This is a genomic window from Streptomyces sp. NPDC025806 (assembly GCF_055558275.1).
This window is the reverse complement of record NZ_JBVHMU010000001.1, coordinates 422,734-438,263: the sequence shown is the minus strand read 5'-3', so window position 1 is coordinate 438,263 and position 15,530 is coordinate 422,734. Positions and strand designations below refer to the sequence as shown.

At 71.0% G+C, this 15,530-nt stretch carries 13 protein-coding genes; 6 read left to right on the top strand and 7 right to left on the bottom strand.

The genetic code is table 11. The annotated features are described in order from the left end of the window. The first annotated feature begins 49 nt into the window (after positions 1 to 49). The 4 genes from ACZ4E1_RS01985 (at position 50) to ACZ4E1_RS01970 (ending at position 4,713) form a co-directional block, all read left to right on the top strand. The gene (locus tag ACZ4E1_RS01985; protein ID WP_467534893.1) at positions 50 to 742 is read left to right on the top strand and encodes a hypothetical protein; all 693 of its coding nucleotides are present in this window, start codon (positions 50 to 52) and stop codon (positions 740 to 742) included. Positions 743 to 794: 52 nt separating this feature from the next. Continuing rightward, complete coding sequence (locus ACZ4E1_RS01980) at positions 795 to 1,613, top strand: thioredoxin domain-containing protein (protein WP_467534891.1); 819 nt, start codon at positions 795 to 797, stop codon at positions 1,611 to 1,613. Between the two features lie 76 nt (positions 1,614 to 1,689). Further along, complete coding sequence (locus ACZ4E1_RS01975) at positions 1,690 to 3,366, top strand: alkaline phosphatase D family protein (RefSeq protein ID WP_467534890.1); 1,677 nt, start codon at positions 1,690 to 1,692, stop codon at positions 3,364 to 3,366. A 330-nt stretch (positions 3,367 to 3,696) separates the two neighbouring features. Continuing rightward, a complete protein-coding gene (locus tag ACZ4E1_RS01970; RefSeq protein WP_467534888.1) occupies positions 3,697 to 4,713 on the top strand; it encodes a zinc metalloprotease in 1,017 nt (338 codons plus the stop codon). 14 nt (positions 4,714 to 4,727) lie between these two features. On the opposite strand, the gene ACZ4E1_RS01965 is transcribed toward ACZ4E1_RS01970, so the two are convergent. The 6 genes from ACZ4E1_RS01965 to ACZ4E1_RS01940 form a co-directional block, all read right to left on the bottom strand. Beyond that, on the bottom strand, positions 4,728 to 5,297 hold the full coding sequence (locus ACZ4E1_RS01965) for a dienelactone hydrolase family protein (RefSeq protein ID WP_467534887.1): 570 nt from the start codon (positions 5,295 to 5,297) through the stop codon (positions 4,728 to 4,730). Between the two features lie 61 nt (positions 5,298 to 5,358). Then, positions 5,359 to 6,945 (bottom strand): Na+/H+ antiporter, encoded by a 1,587-nt coding sequence (locus ACZ4E1_RS01960; RefSeq protein ID WP_467534885.1) that lies wholly within the window; start codon positions 6,943 to 6,945, stop codon positions 5,359 to 5,361. An 85-nt stretch (positions 6,946 to 7,030) separates the two neighbouring features. Then, positions 7,031 to 7,498, bottom strand: coding sequence for a GNAT family N-acetyltransferase (locus ACZ4E1_RS01955; RefSeq protein WP_467534884.1), 468 nt, complete (start codon positions 7,496 to 7,498; stop codon positions 7,031 to 7,033). Continuing rightward, positions 7,495 to 8,436: an RluA family pseudouridine synthase gene (locus ACZ4E1_RS01950; RefSeq protein ID WP_467534882.1), complete on the bottom strand. Its 942-nt coding sequence runs from the start codon at positions 8,434 to 8,436 to the stop codon at positions 7,495 to 7,497. The genes ACZ4E1_RS01955 and ACZ4E1_RS01950 overlap by 4 nt, the downstream gene beginning before the upstream one ends. A 74-nt stretch (positions 8,437 to 8,510) precedes the next feature. Further along, positions 8,511 to 9,134, bottom strand: a complete 624-nt coding sequence (gene lspA, locus ACZ4E1_RS01945; protein WP_467534881.1) for a signal peptidase II — start codon at positions 9,132 to 9,134, stop codon at positions 8,511 to 8,513. A 63-nt stretch (positions 9,135 to 9,197) separates the two neighbouring features. Then, positions 9,198 to 10,130, bottom strand: coding sequence for a TraR/DksA family transcriptional regulator (locus ACZ4E1_RS01940; protein ID WP_467534880.1), 933 nt, complete (start codon positions 10,128 to 10,130; stop codon positions 9,198 to 9,200). A 285-nt stretch (positions 10,131 to 10,415) separates the two neighbouring features. Between ACZ4E1_RS01940 and ACZ4E1_RS01935 the strand changes: the two genes are divergently transcribed. Together ACZ4E1_RS01935 and ileS are read left to right on the top strand one after the other, a co-directional pair. Beyond that, the gene (locus ACZ4E1_RS01935; RefSeq protein WP_467534879.1) at positions 10,416 to 10,607 is read left to right on the top strand and encodes a DUF1059 domain-containing protein; all 192 of its coding nucleotides are present in this window, start codon (positions 10,416 to 10,418) and stop codon (positions 10,605 to 10,607) included. A 381-nt stretch (positions 10,608 to 10,988) separates the two neighbouring features. After that, positions 10,989 to 14,159 carry an isoleucine--tRNA ligase gene (ileS, locus tag ACZ4E1_RS01930; RefSeq protein WP_467534878.1) on the top strand — a complete coding sequence of 1,057 codons (3,171 nt, stop codon included), beginning with the start codon at positions 10,989 to 10,991 and terminating at the stop codon, positions 14,157 to 14,159. Positions 14,160 to 14,354: 195 nt separating this feature from the next. Here the strand turns inward: ileS and ACZ4E1_RS01925 are convergent, their stop codons facing one another. Continuing rightward, a complete protein-coding gene (locus ACZ4E1_RS01925) occupies positions 14,355 to 15,524 on the bottom strand; it encodes a DivIVA domain-containing protein (protein WP_467534877.1) in 1,170 nt (389 codons plus the stop codon). Positions 15,525 to 15,530: the final 6 nt, after the last annotated feature.

The following is a 15,530-nucleotide window of genomic DNA, read 5'->3' as shown; positions in this document are numbered from 1 at the left end:
GGAACCCTTTAGCCATCGCTTACCGCCACCCGTGAAACACTCCTCGGCGATGGACGACATATCCGGGACCCAGCTCAGAGCCGTGCGCGCGGCGCTCTTCACGGCACTCGTCGTGACGCTCTCCGCCGCGTCGCACGCCCTGCTGTCCCGGGCCCCGCTGCCGCTCACGACGGTCGCGGCGATCGCCGGCGGCGTCTTCGCGCTGGCGTACGCGCTGGCCGGACGCGAGCGCGGCTTCGGCCGGATCGCGGCCCTGCTCGTGCCGCTGGAGCTGGCCGCGGACACGGTCTTCACCACCGGCCAGCACGTCTGTTACGGCGACGCGGCGGGGCCGGTCGCCGGCCCGCTGCGCTCCTTCGGCCTCGACGTGCTGTGCGCGGGCAGCGTCGGTTCGCCGCTCGCCCGGATGACCGGCGGCGGCACCGAGAAGGCCGCCGCCGCGGTCCTCGGGCACGGCGACCCGGCGGCCTCCTGGCTGCTGCTCGGCGCGCACGTCACCGTCGGTCTCGTCGCCGCCGCCTGGCTGCGCCGGGGCGAGCACGCGCTGGCCCAGGTCCTTCGCGCGGTGGCCGTGGGCACGTTCCGGCCCCTGATGATCGCGTGGGCCGCGGGCCACGGTGACGTCTCCGCCGCCGAGCGGGCGCCGCGGCAGCCCCGGCCCGCCCCGCGCGTGCGGGCCGCCCGCACCCGTCTGTGGGCGCACTCCGTGGGACGGCGCGGACCGCCGTGCCCGGTCTTCTGACCGGCACGACAGTCCCCGTACTTCCCTTTCACGCACCCACGGAGTTTCGATCATGAGCAAGCGCAACAGCCAGCAGGCCAAGAACGCGGCGCGCGAGCGGCTGCGCGTCGAGCGCGAGCGCCAGGCCAAGAAGGACAAGACGAAGCGCCAGGCGATCGTCGCCGCGTCCATCGTCGCCGTCCTCGCCGTCGCGGGCGGCGTCGGTTACCTGGTGATGCAGAACAACAAGCCGACCCAGTGGGAGGCCGCCAAGGACGCGGCCCTGGTGGCGCCGAAGAACACCTCGGGCAAGAACAACACGACGGTGATCCTCGGCAAGGAGTCGGCGAAGAAGACGCTGAAGCTCTACGAGGACTCGCGCTGCCCGGTGTGCGCCTCCTTCGAGCAGACGGTCGGCCCGACCGTGAAGAAGGACCTCGAGGCCGGCAAGTACAACATCCAGTACATCGGTGCGACCTTCCTCGACACCAACCTCCAGGGCGAGGGTTCCAAGAACGCGCTGAGCGCGCTCGGTTCGGCCCTCAATGTGAGCCAGGACGCCTTCATCGACTACAAGGAGGCGCTCTACTCGAAGAAGTTCCACCCGGAGGAGACGGACGACAAGTTCGCGGACGACGCGTTCCTGATCAAGATCGCGAACACCGTTCCGGAGCTGAAGGACAACAAGACGTTCCAGAAGGACGTCAAGGACGGCACCTTCGACAAGTGGGCGCTCGAGATGTCCACCCTGTTCGACAAGAACAAGGACGGCGTCCAGGGCACCCCGTCGCTCATCCTGGACGGCAAGAAGATCACCGGCTCGGACGGGCAGAACGCGCCGATGACGGTCGCCGAGTTCAACGCGGCGATCGACAAGGCGCTCAAGGCCTAGCCATCTGACGAAGAGCGGGCGAACTCTTTCGAGTTCGCCCGCTCTTTGTGCGTACTGATGAGTAATGTGATCGCCCGTGACCAGTCGCATACCTTCAGATCGCATACCTTCAGATCGCGCAACTTCAGACCGCACCCCGAGCCGCCGCACGGTCGTCAAGGCCGCGGCGGCCGGTGCCGTCCTCGCCGCCCCGCTCGTCGGCGCGGCGAGCGCCCACGCCGCCGAGGCACCCGTCTTCCTGCACGGCGTCGCGTCCGGCGACCCGCTGCCCGACGGCATCCTGCTGTGGACCCGCGTGACCCCGAGCGCCGAGGCGACGCCCGGTTCGGGCAAGGGCCCGGACGTGCAGGTGGATTGGGAGATCGCCGAGGACCAGGCGTTCCGCACGGTGGTGGGCCGGGGGACGGCCACCGCGAGCGCGGCCGGCGACCACACGGTGAAGGCCGACGTGCGAGGCCTGCGCCCGGCGAGCACGTACCACTACCGCTTCTCGGTGGACGGCGCCCACTCCCCCGTCGGCCGCACCCGCACCGCCCCGGCCACCGACGCCGACGCGGCCGGCCTGCGCTTCGGCGTCGTCTCCTGCGCCAACTGGGAGGCCGGCTACTACTCGGCGTACCGGCACCTCGCCGCCCGCACCGACCTGGACGCGGTCTTCCATCTCGGCGACTACATCTACGAGTACAAGACCGGCGAGTACCCCGCGGCGAAGTACACGGTGCGGCAGCACCAGCCGGCGCACGAGATCGTCTCGCTGGCCGACTACCGGATCCGGCACGCGACGACGAAGACCGACCCGGACGTGCAGGCGATGCACACCGCGCACCCGCTGGTGGCGATCTGGGACGACCACGAGTTCGCCAACGACGCGTGGTCGGGCGGGGCCGAGAACCACACACCGGGCGCCGAGGGCGACTGGGCGGCCCGTCAGCAGGCCGCGAAGCAGGCCTACTTCGAGTGGATGCCGGTCCGCGCCTCGACCGCGGGCACGGTCTACCGCCGGCTGCGGTTCGGCAAGCTGGCCGATCTGCACCTGCTCGACCTGCGCTCGTTCCGCTCCCAGCAGTCGAGCGTGGGCAACGGGGACGTGGACTCCGCGGACCGCTCGATCACCGGCCGGGCCCAGCTGGACTGGCTGAAGGCCGGTCTCGCCGCCTCCGACGCCCGCTGGAAGCTGGTCGGCACCTCGGTGATGATCTCGCCGGTCGCCTTCGGCTCGCTCCCCGCCCATCTGCTGGGCCCGCTCGCCGAGTTGCTGGGCCTGCCCAGCGAGGGCCTGGCCGTCAACGTCGACCAGTGGGACGGCTACACCCACGACCGCAAGGAGCTGATCACCCACCTGCGCGAGCGGGGGATCCGCGACACGGTCTTCCTGACCGGCGACATCCACATGGCCTGGGCGAACGACGTGCCGGTCACCGCGGGCACGTACCCGCTGTCGCCGTCCGCGGCCACCGAGTTCGTCGTCACGTCGGTCACCTCCGACAACCTCGACGACACCCTGCACGTGGCGCCGAACACGCTGTCCGCCGTCGCCGAGACCGCGATCAAGGCCGCCAACCGCCATGTGAAGTGGGTGGACATGGACTCCCACGGCTACGGCGTCCTGGACCTCACGGCCGAGCGGACCCAGATGGACTACTACGTGATCTCGGACCGGGCCGACCGGAACGCGACGACGGCGTGGACCCGCTCCTACCGCACGCTCAGCGGCACGCAGAAGGTCGTCCGGGCGGACGCGCCCGTACGGTGACGGACACCTGCCGGATACCTGTGCGCTGAATTCCGGCCACCGGCGCGCGTGTTAAGAGCGGATGTCACCGTTCACGGTGGGTGGTGCGGACGTGATCGGGCTCGGGCCCGAATGCGGACACACCGCCCACCGCGGTGACCCTGATCGTTACGGCAGTGTCTCAAACTCCGGACAGCCGCCGAATTTCTTCTCCCTGTTGTCCCGGTTTGCCGGGCACATGTCCGCGATCAATGCGGCCAGTTACCCGCTCTTCCTGGCATGACATGGCCACGTAATCTCCCCGCGGCGGCGAGGAAGTCCCTCCCGCCCGTGTCGCGAGGAGCCCCCGCAATGACCCCTCACGCCCCATCGGCCCGCATGTCCCCGCGCCTTCGCCGCCGTCTGCTCGGCACCGCGGTGATGGCCGGAACCCTGGCCCTGGTCCCGCTCTCCGCCCCGTCGGGCAACGCCGCCGCCAAGACCGCACAGGCGGGTGCCTCCGCCGAGAAGTGCGCGACGGACACGAACGCGCTCGCCCGTGAGAAGGCGCCGAACGGCTCCTCGCACGCCGCCGAGCCCAACGAGCTGAGCGCGGCGCAGGCCAAGTCCATGGACGCGGCGCTGCAGAAGAGACTCGACAAGATGCGCGCCGACGGCTCGCTCGGGCGCGGTCTGAGCCTGACCGCCGCCACGACGATCCCGGTCTACGTCCACGTCATCCACGACGGCACGACCGGCAAGCTGTCCTCGACGTCGATCGCCAACCAGATCAGCGTCCTGAACGCCGCCTACGCCGGTCAGGGTTCGGGCAACAACGACTCGGGCTTCCAGTTCCAGCTGGCCGGCACCGACTACACGGACAACGCCTCCTGGTACAACGGCGTCTCGCCCGGCTCGACCGCAGAGAAGTCCATGAAGTCGACGCTGCGCAAGGGCGGCGCGAACGCGCTGAACTTCTACACGGCGAACCTGGGCGGCGGCCTGCTCGGCTGGGCGACGTTCCCGTCCTCGTACAAGTCGAACCCGTCCGACGACGGCGTGGTCATCCTCGACAGCTCGCTGCCGGGCGGCTCGGCCACCAACTACAACGAGGGCGACACCGGCACCCACGAGATCGGCCACTGGATGGGGCTGTACCACACCTTCCAGGGCGGCTGTAACGGCAACGGCGACTACGTGGCCGACACCCCGGCCGAGAAGAGCCCGGCCTACGAGTGCCCGACCGGGCGCGACTCCTGCGCCAGCAAGACCGGGGTCGACCCGATCCACAACTTCATGGACTACACGTACGACTCCTGCATGACCCAGTTCACCGCGGGCCAGGTGACCCGCATGAAGGACAGCTGGACCGCCTACCGGGCCGGCTGACAGCCGCGGGATCTCTAGAGGGAGTCCAGGAAGCCGAGTGCCACCCGCCAGGTGGCCTCGGCGGCCTCCTCGTCGTAGTCCGGCAGCTCGGGGTCGGTGAAGAGGTGACCGGCGCCCGGGTAGCGGTAGATCTCGACGTCGGCGCCCACCTTGCCCATCTGCAGGTACCAGGTGTTCAGCCAGTCGTCGGTCTCGAAGACGTCGGGCGAGGCGACGTGCAGCTGCACCGGCAGCTCGTCCACGGACGCGGTCTCCGCGATGTCCGAGGTGCCGTGCAGGAGCAGCAGCCCCTTCGCCTTCTCGTCGCCGAGGGCCAGCGTCTGGGCCGTGGCGGCGCCCAGCGAGAAGCCGGCGTACACCAGGCCCCGCTCCGAGTAGGGGGCGGCCGCGAGGACGGCCCGCCGGAGCAGCTCGTCCTTGCCGACCTCCTCCTTGTACTCCATGCCCTCCTCGACGGTGTCGAAGGTGCGGCCGTCGAAGAGGTCCGGGGTCCACACCTCGTGTCCGGCGGCCCGCAGCCGGTCGGCCGCGGCCGTCACGGCGGGGCGCAGACCGTACGTCGAGTGGAAAAGCATGATGTTCATGAGCCCCATGGTGCCAGGCCCCGCGCGGCGGTGAGCACCGCGCCGTGACCGGCGCCAGGACCTAGCGCAGGCTGCGGACGTCGAGGTGGCGCAGGACGCGGTCGACGATCTCGGGGTCGGCGCCGGGTTCGCTGCGGGCGGCGAGGATCTCGTGGCGCGCGGCCGACATCATCTCGTTCTGGATGTGCCGGATCCGCTTGAGCCTGGCGAACCGTTTGGCCTGGGCCTCGCGGCGCTCCTCCGCCCCCAGCTCCGGGTTGATCCGCAGCCCGATGTCGTAGGCCCGGCGCAGCAGCTGCTCCTGCACGTCCTCGGGAAGGTCCTCGACCTCCTCGATCTCCTTCAGCCGCGCCTTGGCGGCCCGCGCGGCGCGCAGGGCGAGATCGCGCTCGTAGGACTGCTCGGCCTCGGTGTCGGCCGTCACCTTCAGCTTCCGCACGAGCCAGGGCAGGCTCAGGCCCTGGAGCACGAGCGTGGCCATGATCACCCCGAAGGCGATGAAGACGATCTCGTCGCGGGCCGGGAAGGGGGAGCCGTCGTCCATGGTGAGCGGGATGGCGAGGGCGAGGGCGACGGAGGCCACGCCGCGCATCCCCGACCACCACATGACGACGGTCTCCCGCCAGCTGACCGGGATGTCCTCCTCCACGTCGCGCCGCGCGTGCAGCCGCTGGGTCACCCACGTCATGGGCAGCAGCCACAGCAGCCGTACGACGATGACGACGCCCACGACGGCGCCCGACCAGCCGAGCATCTCGGTCCAGTGGCCCTCGGCCGTGCGCACGACGTTGTGCACCTCCAGGCCGATGAGCCCGAAGGCGACGCCGGTGACGAGGGTGTCGACGACGTCCCAGAAGGCGCGGCCGGTGAGCCGGGTCATGACGTCGTCGGCATCGAAGGCGTGCTCCACCATGAACATCGCGGTGGTGACGACGGCGAGCACGCCCGAGCCGTGCAGCTCCTCGGCCAGGACGTACGAGGCGTACGGCACGAGCAGGGTCAGGCCGACCTGGAGCGTGGCGTCGCCGAGGTAGTCCATGAGCTTGTTGGCGGTCCAGGCGAGGCCGAAGCCGACGGCGATGGCGACGACGGCGGACAGCACGAGCGTGAGCGCGGCCTCGGGGAACGAGAAGGTGCCGCTCACGGCGGCGGCGATCGCGACGTGGTAGAGCACGATCGCCGTCACGTCGTTGAACAGGCCCTCGCCCTCCAGGATCGACACCATGCGGCGGGGCAGCCCCAGTTGGCCGGCGACGGCGGTCGCGGCGACCGGGTCGGGCGGCGCCACCAGCGCGCCGAGGGCGACGGCGGCGGCGATGGGCAGACCGGGCACGACCGCGTTCGCGACGAAGGCGACGGCGGCCGTCGTGACGAAGACCAGGGCGACGGCCAGCAGGAAGATGGGTCTTCTGTTGGCCGCGAACTGGCGCCAGGAGGTGCGGTGCACGGCCGCGTACAGGAGCGGCGGCAGCACGATCGGCAGGATCAGGTCGGGCGAGATGTCGACATTGGGCACGGCGCTGATCAGGGCGAGCACGATGCCGAGCAGAGTCATCAGGACCGGCGAGGGCAGTCCGAGCCGGTCCCCGAGCGGAACGCTCAGGACGGCCCCGAGCAACAGCGCGAACAGCAGGGCCAATTGATCCACGGGGGCTCCGACCAGGCTCGACGATCAAGGATGTCAGGCCTCAAGGGTGCCACGCGTATCCGGCCGAACCGGACACCAGGGGGCGTCAGTCGAGCGGCTTGCGCATCGCCCGGTGCGGGATCCCCGCGTCGGGGAACTCCGGTCCGTACACCTCGTAGCCGAGCCGCTCGTAGAAGCCCAGGGCGTGGGTCTGCGCGTGCAGGTCCACCGCCGCGAGGCCCCGCTCGCGGGCCGCGTCCTCGATGGCCCGCACCAGCGCGGCGCCCACACCGAGCCCGCGCGCGGCCTTGGTCACGGCGAGCCGGCCGAGGGCGCCGACGTCCGCCGCGCCCCCGTTCTTCACCGCGGCGGCCTCGCCGGTCAGCAGCCGGCCCGTACCGAGCGGCACGCCATCCGCCCGCACCGCGAGCACGTGCACCGCGTCCGCGTCGTAGGTGTCGTACTCCAGGTCCTCGGGCACGCCCTGCTCGGCGACGAACACGTCACGGCGCACGGCGAAGCAGGACTCCCGGTCCGCCTCGGTCAGGGCGACGCGGACGTCGAAGGCGCTCATGCGCTCTCTTCCCGCACCCGGTCGAGCGCGGTCTGGAGGTCCTCGGGGTAGGCGCTCTCGAACTCGACCCAGCGGCCGTCCGAGGGGTGCTCGAAGCCGAGCCGCACCGCGTGCAGCCACTGGCGCGTGACGCCGAGGCGCTTGGCGAGCGTGGGGTCGGCGCCGTAGGTGAGGTCGCCGACGCAGGGGTGCCGGTGCGCGGACATGTGCACCCGGATCTGGTGGGTGCGGCCGGTCTCCAGCTTGATGTCGAGCAGCGACGCGGAGCGGAACGCCTCGATCAGGTCGTAGTGCGTCACCGAGGGCTTGCCCTCGGCGATGACCGCCCACTTGTAGTCGTGGTTCGGGTGGCGGCCGATGGGGGCGTCGATGGTGCCGCTCATCGGGTCGGGGTGGCCCTGCACGAGCGCGTGGTAGCGCTTGTCCGGGATCCGCTCCTTGAACTGGCGCTTGAGGGAGGTGTACGCCCGCTCGGACTTGGCGACGACCATCAGGCCCGAGGTCCCCACGTCGAGGCGGTGCACGATGCCCTGGCGCTCTGCGGCGCCGGAGGTGGAGATCCGGTACCCGGCGGCGGCGAGACCGCCGATCACGGTCGTGCCGGTCCAGCCGGGGCTCGGGTGAGCGGCGACGCCCACCGGCTTCACGATCACCACGATGTCGTCGTCGTCGTAGACGATCTCCATGCCCTCGACGGGCTCGGCGACGATCTGCACCGGCGCGGCCGCCTGCGGCATCTCGACCTCGAGCCAGGCCCCGCCGTGCACCCGCTCGGACTTGCCCACGACCGAGCCGTCGACCGTGACCTTCCCGGCGGCGGCGAGCTCGGCGGCCTTGGTGCGGGAGAAGCCGAACATGCGGGAGATGGCGGCGTCGACGCGCTCGCCCTCCAGGCCGTCGGGCACGGGCAGGGTTCGGATCTCGGGAATCGTGCTCACGCATCGAGTATGCCGGAGCGCGCCGACACTCCCGACCGCGAGGCCCCGCCCCGGGTCCGGGCAGGACCCCCGGTTCAGTCCTTGTGCACGGTCCCGTCGGGGTCGATGCCGCGGAAGGAGAGCAGCACGATCAGGATGCCGCCGCACACGATGGCGGAGTCGGCGAGATTGAACACCGGGTAGTTCTTCGGCGCGATGAAGTCGACCACGGCGCCCTCGAAGACGCCGGGGGCACGGAAGATCCGGTCGGTGAGATTGCCGAGCGCGCCGCCCAGGAGCAGGCCGAGCGCGATCGCCCACGGCAGGCTGTAGAGCTTCCTGGCGAGCCGGACGATGACGACGATCACAGCCGTCGCGATCACCGTGAAGATGATCGTGAAGGCCTCGCCGACACCCCAGGCCGCGCCGGGGTTGCGGATCACTTCGAGCTGGAGCCAGTCGCCGAGGATCCGGATGGACTCCCGGTGCTCCAGCTTCGCGACCACGATCAGCTTGCTGACCAGGTCCAGGGCGTACGCCAGCGCGGCCACGGCGAACAGCACGGCGATGCGCCGCGCGCCCCTGGGCCGCTCGGCGGTCGTCTCCTGCTCCGGAGCCTCCTGCGGATCCTGAGCGGCGGCCTCGTCGGCCTTGTCCGGCTCGGCCGCCCCTGCCTCGGAAGAATCCGGCGTACCGATGATGCGCTCCGCCTCTGCCACGTGAGTCCCTCGACCTAGGTACCTGACTGAGGACGAGAGTACGTCACGGACCTCAGGAGCGGTTCAGTAGCGGCGCTCCTGCTTCTGCTTGCACTCCACACACAGGGTCGCCCTGGGGAAGGCCTGCATCCGGGCCTTGCCGATGGGGCTCCCGCAGTTCTCGCAGAGGCCGTAGGTGCCCGCGTCCAGGCGCTGCAGGGCGTGCTCGGTCTGCTCCAGCATCTCGCGCGCGTTGGCCGCCAGGGCCATCTCGTGCTCGCGCGTGATGTTCTTGGTGCCCGTGTCGGCCTCGTCGTCGCCCGCGCCGTCGCCGGAGTCCCGCATCAGCCCGGCCAGGCCCTCCTCGGCCGAGGCGATCTCGCTGCCGAGCCGCAGGGCCTCGCTCTGCAGCTCGGCGCGCGCCTCGGCCACCTCGTCCGGGGTCCAGGGCTCCTCGCCGGGCCGTACGGCCAGCTCTCCGGGCTCGGCGGTGCCCCTCGCCTTGGGAACCGCGCCGGGCTGCTGCGCCGCCGTGGCCGTGCCCTGAGTCTTCTTCGCAACCACTGTCGTGGCTCCCGTCGTCCTCGCGGTCTCGTCCGCGTCCTCGGCCGTCTTCTTCGCGCCCTTGCGTCCCGCGACGGCGCCGGCCTTCTTCGCCGCCGCCTTGGTCGCCGTCTTCTTCGCCGCCGTCTTCTTCGTCGTACGTTTCCCCTCCGGGGCCCCGACGGCACCTGTGGCCGCCTTCTTGGCAGCGGCCTTCTTTGTGGCGGCCTTTTTGGTGGCGGCCTTCTTGGTGGCAGTGCTCTTGGTGGCGGCGCTCTTGGCCGCGCTCTTCACAGCGGCGGACTTCTTGCCGGTGGCGGTCTCCTTCGGTGCGGCGGCGGACGCCGAGGCCGCGGTCTTCCTGGACGCGGACTTCACCGCCCTGTCCGTGCCCGCCTGGTCCGTGCCCGCTTTGCCGGTGCCCGTGGATCTGCCGGTCGCAGACTGCTGAACGGCGGTCTTCTTCGCCACCATGGCCGCGGCCCCTTCACAATTTGTGATCTTGCACGCGAATCGTGCTGGGACGATAAATCGACTCGGGGCCCGCGGCAACGGGACGGGCACCCGCCGCACAGTGGCTCGAAACCGTTGTGCCCAGCTCCCCGCCCGGTAATCCGCCGCTCCGCACGCCGCGCCCCGGGGCGCCGTTCGGGTCACCCCGCACCCCCGCGGCCGGCCCTGGCAGGACCACCGCCCCGCACCTCTCGTGCGCCACCTCCCGGGCATAGAATGTGGCAAAAGCGGAGAAGGTGCATCATCATGCGCAAAGTAGCCGACTGTCGCGAGTTCCCCAGCGTCATGAACTGCACGCTGACCATCTCGGGCGAGGAGGAAGAGGTCGTGCGCGCCGCCACCGAGCACGCCGTCTCCGTCCACGGTCACACCGACAGCCCCGAACTGCGGGAGCAGGTCCGCGCCAGCCTCAAGGACGAGGTCCCCCAGCACGCCTGACCCCGCCCGCCGCCGTCCCCGTCCCCGGCCCGCCGCAAAACCGGTCGGCCGCGCCCGCCCGGGCGCCGTACACTGGCCGGAGCGAAAGGCTTGGATGGGGACGAGTAGCGGCGTACGCAGCCATGAGCGACCCGGGGACGGTGGAAGCCCGGGGGCGAGCGCGACGCGAAGATCACCCCGGAGCCGCCGGAAGAAAGCCGCAGCACCGCAGCGGCCGGTAGACCCGGCGTCGCGAACCCAATGAGGGGGCCCACCGAGGCGCGCACCGGCGCCGCAGCGGGCCAAGGAGGGTGGTACCGCGGGAGCGCGCCGCACACGGCGTTCAGCACACAGGCTCTCGTCCCTCCGACGGAGAGAAGCACGTCCGCCGGAGGAAGACTGATGACGCAGTACCGCCAGGTGCCCGCCCAGGTCGACCTGCCCGCCCTCGAGCACGCCGTGCTCGACTTCTGGCGCGAGCAGAAGATCTTCGCCAAGAGCCTGGAGCAGTCCGAAGGGCGCCCCGAGTGGGTGTTCTACGAGGGCCCGCCCACGGCCAACGGCATGCCGGGTGCCCACCACATCGAGGCCCGCGTCTTCAAGGACGTCTTCCCCCGCTTCCGCACGATGCGCGGCTACCACGTGGGGCGCAAGGCGGGCTGGGACTGCCACGGCCTCCCGGTGGAGCTGGCGGTCGAGAAGGAGCTCGGCTTCAGCGGCAAGAAGGACATCGAGGCGTACGGCATCGCGGAGTTCAACGCGAAGTGCCGTGAGTCCGTGACCCGGCACACCGACGCCTTCACCGAGCTGACGACCCGCATGGGCTACTGGGTCGACCTCGACGACGCGTACCGGACGATGGACCCGGAGTACGTCGAGTCCGTCTGGTGGTCGCTGAAGGAGATCTTCAACAAGGGCCTGCTGGTCCAGGACCACCGCGTCGCCCCCTGGTGCCCGCGCTGCGGCACGGGCCTGTCGGACCACGAGCTCGCGCAGGGCTACGAGACGGTCGTGGACCCGTCGGTCTATGTCCGTTTCCCCCTCACCTCCGGTCCGCTGGCCGGTCAGGCCTCGCTCCTGGTCTGGACGACGACCCCCTGGACCCTGGTGTCCAACACGGCGGTCGCCGCGCACCCCGAGGTCCGCTACGTCGTGGCGACGAACGGTGAGGAGAAGCTGGTCGTCGCCGAGCCGCTCGTCGCCAAGGCGCTCGGCGAGGGCTGGGAGACGACCGGCGAGTCCTTCACCGGCGCGGAGATGGAGCGCTGGAAGTACCAACGTCCGTTCGAGCTTGTGGAGTTCCCGAGCGTCAGCGAGGGAACCAATGGGCACAGTCCGGCCGAGGCGCACTACGTCGTCAACGCCGAGTACGTGACGACCGAGGACGGTACGGGTCTGGTCCACCAGTCCCCCGCGTTCGGTGAGGACGACCTCAAGGTCTGCCGCGCGTACGGCCTGCCGGTGGTCAACCCGGTGCAGCCCGACGGCACCTTCGCGGCCGACGTCCCGCTGGTCGGAGGCGTCTTCTTCAAGAAGGCCGACGAGGCGCTCACCGCGGACCTGGAGGCGCGCGGCCTGCTGTTCCTGCACGTCCCGTACGAGCACAGCTACCCGCACTGCTGGCGCTGCCACACGGCCCTGCTCTACTACGCGCAGCCGTCCTGGTACATCCGCACCACGGCCGTCAAGGACCGCCTTCTCGAGGAGAACGAGAAGACGAACTGGTTCCCGGACACGGTCAAGCACGGCCGCTTCGGCGACTGGCTGAGCAACAACATCGACTGGGCGCTGTCCCGCAACCGCTACTGGGGCACCCCGCTGCCCGTCTGGCGCTGCGAGGAGGGCCACCTCACCTGTGTCGGCTCCCGCGCGGAGCTCTCCGAACTGACCGGCACCGACCAGTCCTCGCTCGACCCGCACCGCCCGTACATCGACGACGTGACCTTCACCTGCACCCACGAGGGCTGCTCGCTCGAAGCGGTGCGCGTGCCCGAGGTCATCGACGCCTGGTACGACTCGGGCTCGATGCCGTTCGCGCAGTGGGGCTACCCGTACAAGAACAAGGAGCTGTTCGAGAGCCGGTACCCGGCCCAGTTCATCTCCGAGGCCATCGACCAGACGCGTGGCTGGTTCTACACGCTGATGGCCGTCGGCACCCTGGTCTTCGACAAGTCCAGCTACGAGAACGTCGTGTGCCTCGGCCACATCCTGGCCGAGGACGGCCGCAAGATGTCCAAGCACCTGGGCAACATCCTGCAGCCGATCCCGCTGATGGACCAGCACGGCGCGGACGCGGTGCGCTGGTTCATGGCGGCCGGCGGCTCCCCGTGGGCGGCGCGCCGCGTCGGCCACGGCACCATCCAGGAGGTCGTCCGCAAGACGCTCCTCACGTACTGGAACACGGTGGCCTTCCAGGCCCTGTACGCGCGTACGTCGAACTGGGCGCCCAGCGCCGCGGATCCGGCCCCGGCCGACCGCGGCGTCCTGGACCGCTGGCTGCTGTCCGAGCTGCACCAGCTCACGGACGAGGTCACCAAGGCCCTGGAGGCGTACGACACCCAGCGCGCCGGCAAGCTGCTGTCGGCGTTCGTCGACGACCTGTCGAACTGGTACGTGCGCCGCTCGCGCCGCCGCTTCTGGCAGGGCGACAAGGCCGCGCTGCGCACCCTGCACGACGTGGTGGTGACGGTCACTCAGCTGATGGCGCCGCTCACGCCGTTCATCACGGAGCGGGTCTGGCAGGACCTGGTCGTGCCGGTGACGCCGGACGCGCCGGAGTCGGTGCACCTGTCCTCGTGGCCCGAGGCGGACACCGCGGCGATCGACCCGACGCTGTCGACGCAGATGGCGCTCGTGCGCCGGCTCGTCGAGCTCGGCCGCGCCACGCGTGCGGAGTCGGGCGTCAAGACCCGTCAGCCGCTGTCGCGCGCGCTGGTCGCCGCGTCGGGCTTCGAGGCGCTGTCCCCGGAGCTGCACGCGCAGATCACCGAGGAGCTGAACGTCAGCTCGCTGGCCTCGCTCTCCGAGGTCGGCGGCTCGCTGGTCGACACGACGGCCAAGGCGAACTTCCGGGCGCTCGGCAAGCGCTTCGGCAAGCGCGTCCAGGACGTCGCGAAGGCCGTGGCCGCGGCCGACGCCGCCGCGCTGTCCCTGGCGCTGCGCGAGGGCACCGCGACGGTCGAGATCGAGGGCGAGACGGTCACGCTGGCCCCGGACGAGGTCATCATCACGGAGACCCCGCGCGAGGGCTGGTCCGTGGCCTCGGACTCCGGCGCCACCGTGGCGCTCGACCTGGAGATCACCGAGGAGCTGCGGCAGGCGGGCCTGGCCCGTGACGCGATCCGGCTGATCCAGGAGGCCCGCAAGAACAGCGGCCTCGACGTCGCCGACCGGATCGCGCTGCGCTGGACGTCCACGGACCCCGCGGTGACCGCGGCCCTGTCCGAGCACGCGGGCCTGATCGCGGACGAGGTCCTCGCGACGGACTTCGCCCGGGCCGACGCGGACGACACCTACGGCGAGCCCTTCACGGACGAGGGCCTGAGCCTGGAGTTCCGCCTCAAGAAGGCGTAGGTCACACCCGGCACCGCCCGAAGGGCCGGCCCCGGCAGAGAAATCTGCCGGGCCGGCCCTTCGGCGTTTTGTGCGCGAGCACACATGAACTCCCGCCCCGAGCGCCCGCGAAAAGGCCCTGGCCCGGATCGCAGAAACGATCCGGGCCAGGGCCTGAATGAACGCCGACGCCTTCTCAGGCGCGCGGGGCGCCGCTTAGTTGTCGTCCTCGTCGATGAGGAAACCGCGCATCGGCGACGGAGCCTGCTGCATCGGCTGCGGGGCCTGCGGCCTCACCGGCGCCATCGGCTGCGTCATCGCGGGCGACATCTGCTGCTGGCCGCCGTAGGACGGACCACCGGCCGGCGGGTTGCCGCCCATGGTCTGGTTGCCACCGTAGGACGGGGCACCCGCACCGGCCGGAGCCATCGACGGCGCCGGGGACGGCGGCAGCGAGGCGGCGGCCGGGTTGCGCGGCGGGGCCAGCGACTCGTCGCCCTGGCTCTCCAGCTGACGCAGCTGGGACTCCAGGTACGACTTCAGACGCGTGCGGTACTCGCGCTCGAAGCCGCGCAGGTCCTCGACCTTGCGCTCCAGCGTGGCGCGGGCGGACTCCAGGGAGCCCATCGCGACGCGGTGCTTCTCCTGCGCGTCCCGCTCCAGGGCGTCGGCCTTGGCACGGGCGTCACGCTCGAGACCCTCGGCGCGGCTGCGAGCCTCGCCGACGATCTTGTTCGCCTCGGAGCGGGCCTCGGCGATCGCCTGGTCGGCGGTCTGCTGGGCCAGCGAGAGGACACGCGCGGCGCTGTCGCCACCGGGACCCTGACCGGGCTGCTGCATCTGCGGGGGACCACCGTGGCCGCCCATGGGGCCGCCCATCGGGCCGCTCAGCTGTCCCTGGGGACCACCGAGCTGACCCTGGCCCATCGGACCCGGACCCTGGCCCATCGGACCGGGACCCTGCGGGCCAGGTCCCTGCGGACCGTGGCCACCGGGACCGGCCGGAAGCTGCGGGGCACCGCTCGGCAGCTGCGGGGGGCCGCCCATGGGGCCACCCATCTGCTGCTGCGGCGGGCCCGATATGCCGGCGGGCACGGGGGCGCCGGGACCGCGCATACCCTGCGGCGGCCCCTGCTGGTCCTGCGGACCGCCCTGGCCCTCGGGGCCACCGGGGCCCTTGCGCATACCGCCCTGCTGCTGGTTCTGTGCAGCGGCACGGGTGGCTGCGGCGAGCTTGGCGCGCAGGTCCTCGTTCTCACGAAGGAGACGGGTCAGTTCGGCTTCGACCTCATCGAGGAAGGCATCGACCTCGTCCTCGTCATAGCCTTCTCGGAGGCGGACGGTCGTGAACTGCTTGTTCCGCACGTCCTCGGGGGTCAACGGCATCTCTTC

Excerpts from the sequence above, each read along its gene's own strand:
- ACZ4E1_RS01940 (WP_467534880.1), bottom strand. The coding sequence starts at position 10,130 with ATGGTGGCGAAGAAGACCGCCGTTCAGCAGTCTGCGACCGGCAGATCC.
- ACZ4E1_RS01970 (WP_467534888.1), top strand. The coding sequence starts at position 3,697 with ATGACCCCTCACGCCCCATCGGCCCGCATGTCCCCGCGCCTTCGCCGC.
- ileS (WP_467534878.1), top strand. The coding sequence starts at position 10,989 with ATGACGCAGTACCGCCAGGTGCCCGCCCAGGTCGACCTGCCCGCCCTC.
- ACZ4E1_RS01935 (WP_467534879.1), top strand. The coding sequence starts at position 10,416 with ATGCGCAAAGTAGCCGACTGTCGCGAGTTCCCCAGCGTCATGAACTGC.
- ACZ4E1_RS01965 (WP_467534887.1), bottom strand. The coding sequence starts at position 5,297 with ATGAACATCATGCTTTTCCACTCGACGTACGGTCTGCGCCCCGCCGTG.
- ACZ4E1_RS01955 (WP_467534884.1), bottom strand. The coding sequence starts at position 7,498 with ATGAGCGCCTTCGACGTCCGCGTCGCCCTGACCGAGGCGGACCGGGAG.
- ACZ4E1_RS01985 (WP_467534893.1), top strand. The coding sequence starts at position 50 with ATGGACGACATATCCGGGACCCAGCTCAGAGCCGTGCGCGCGGCGCTC.
- ACZ4E1_RS01980 (WP_467534891.1), top strand. The coding sequence starts at position 795 with ATGAGCAAGCGCAACAGCCAGCAGGCCAAGAACGCGGCGCGCGAGCGG.
- ACZ4E1_RS01925 (WP_467534877.1), bottom strand. The coding sequence starts at position 15,524 with ATGCCGTTGACCCCCGAGGACGTGCGGAACAAGCAGTTCACGACCGTC.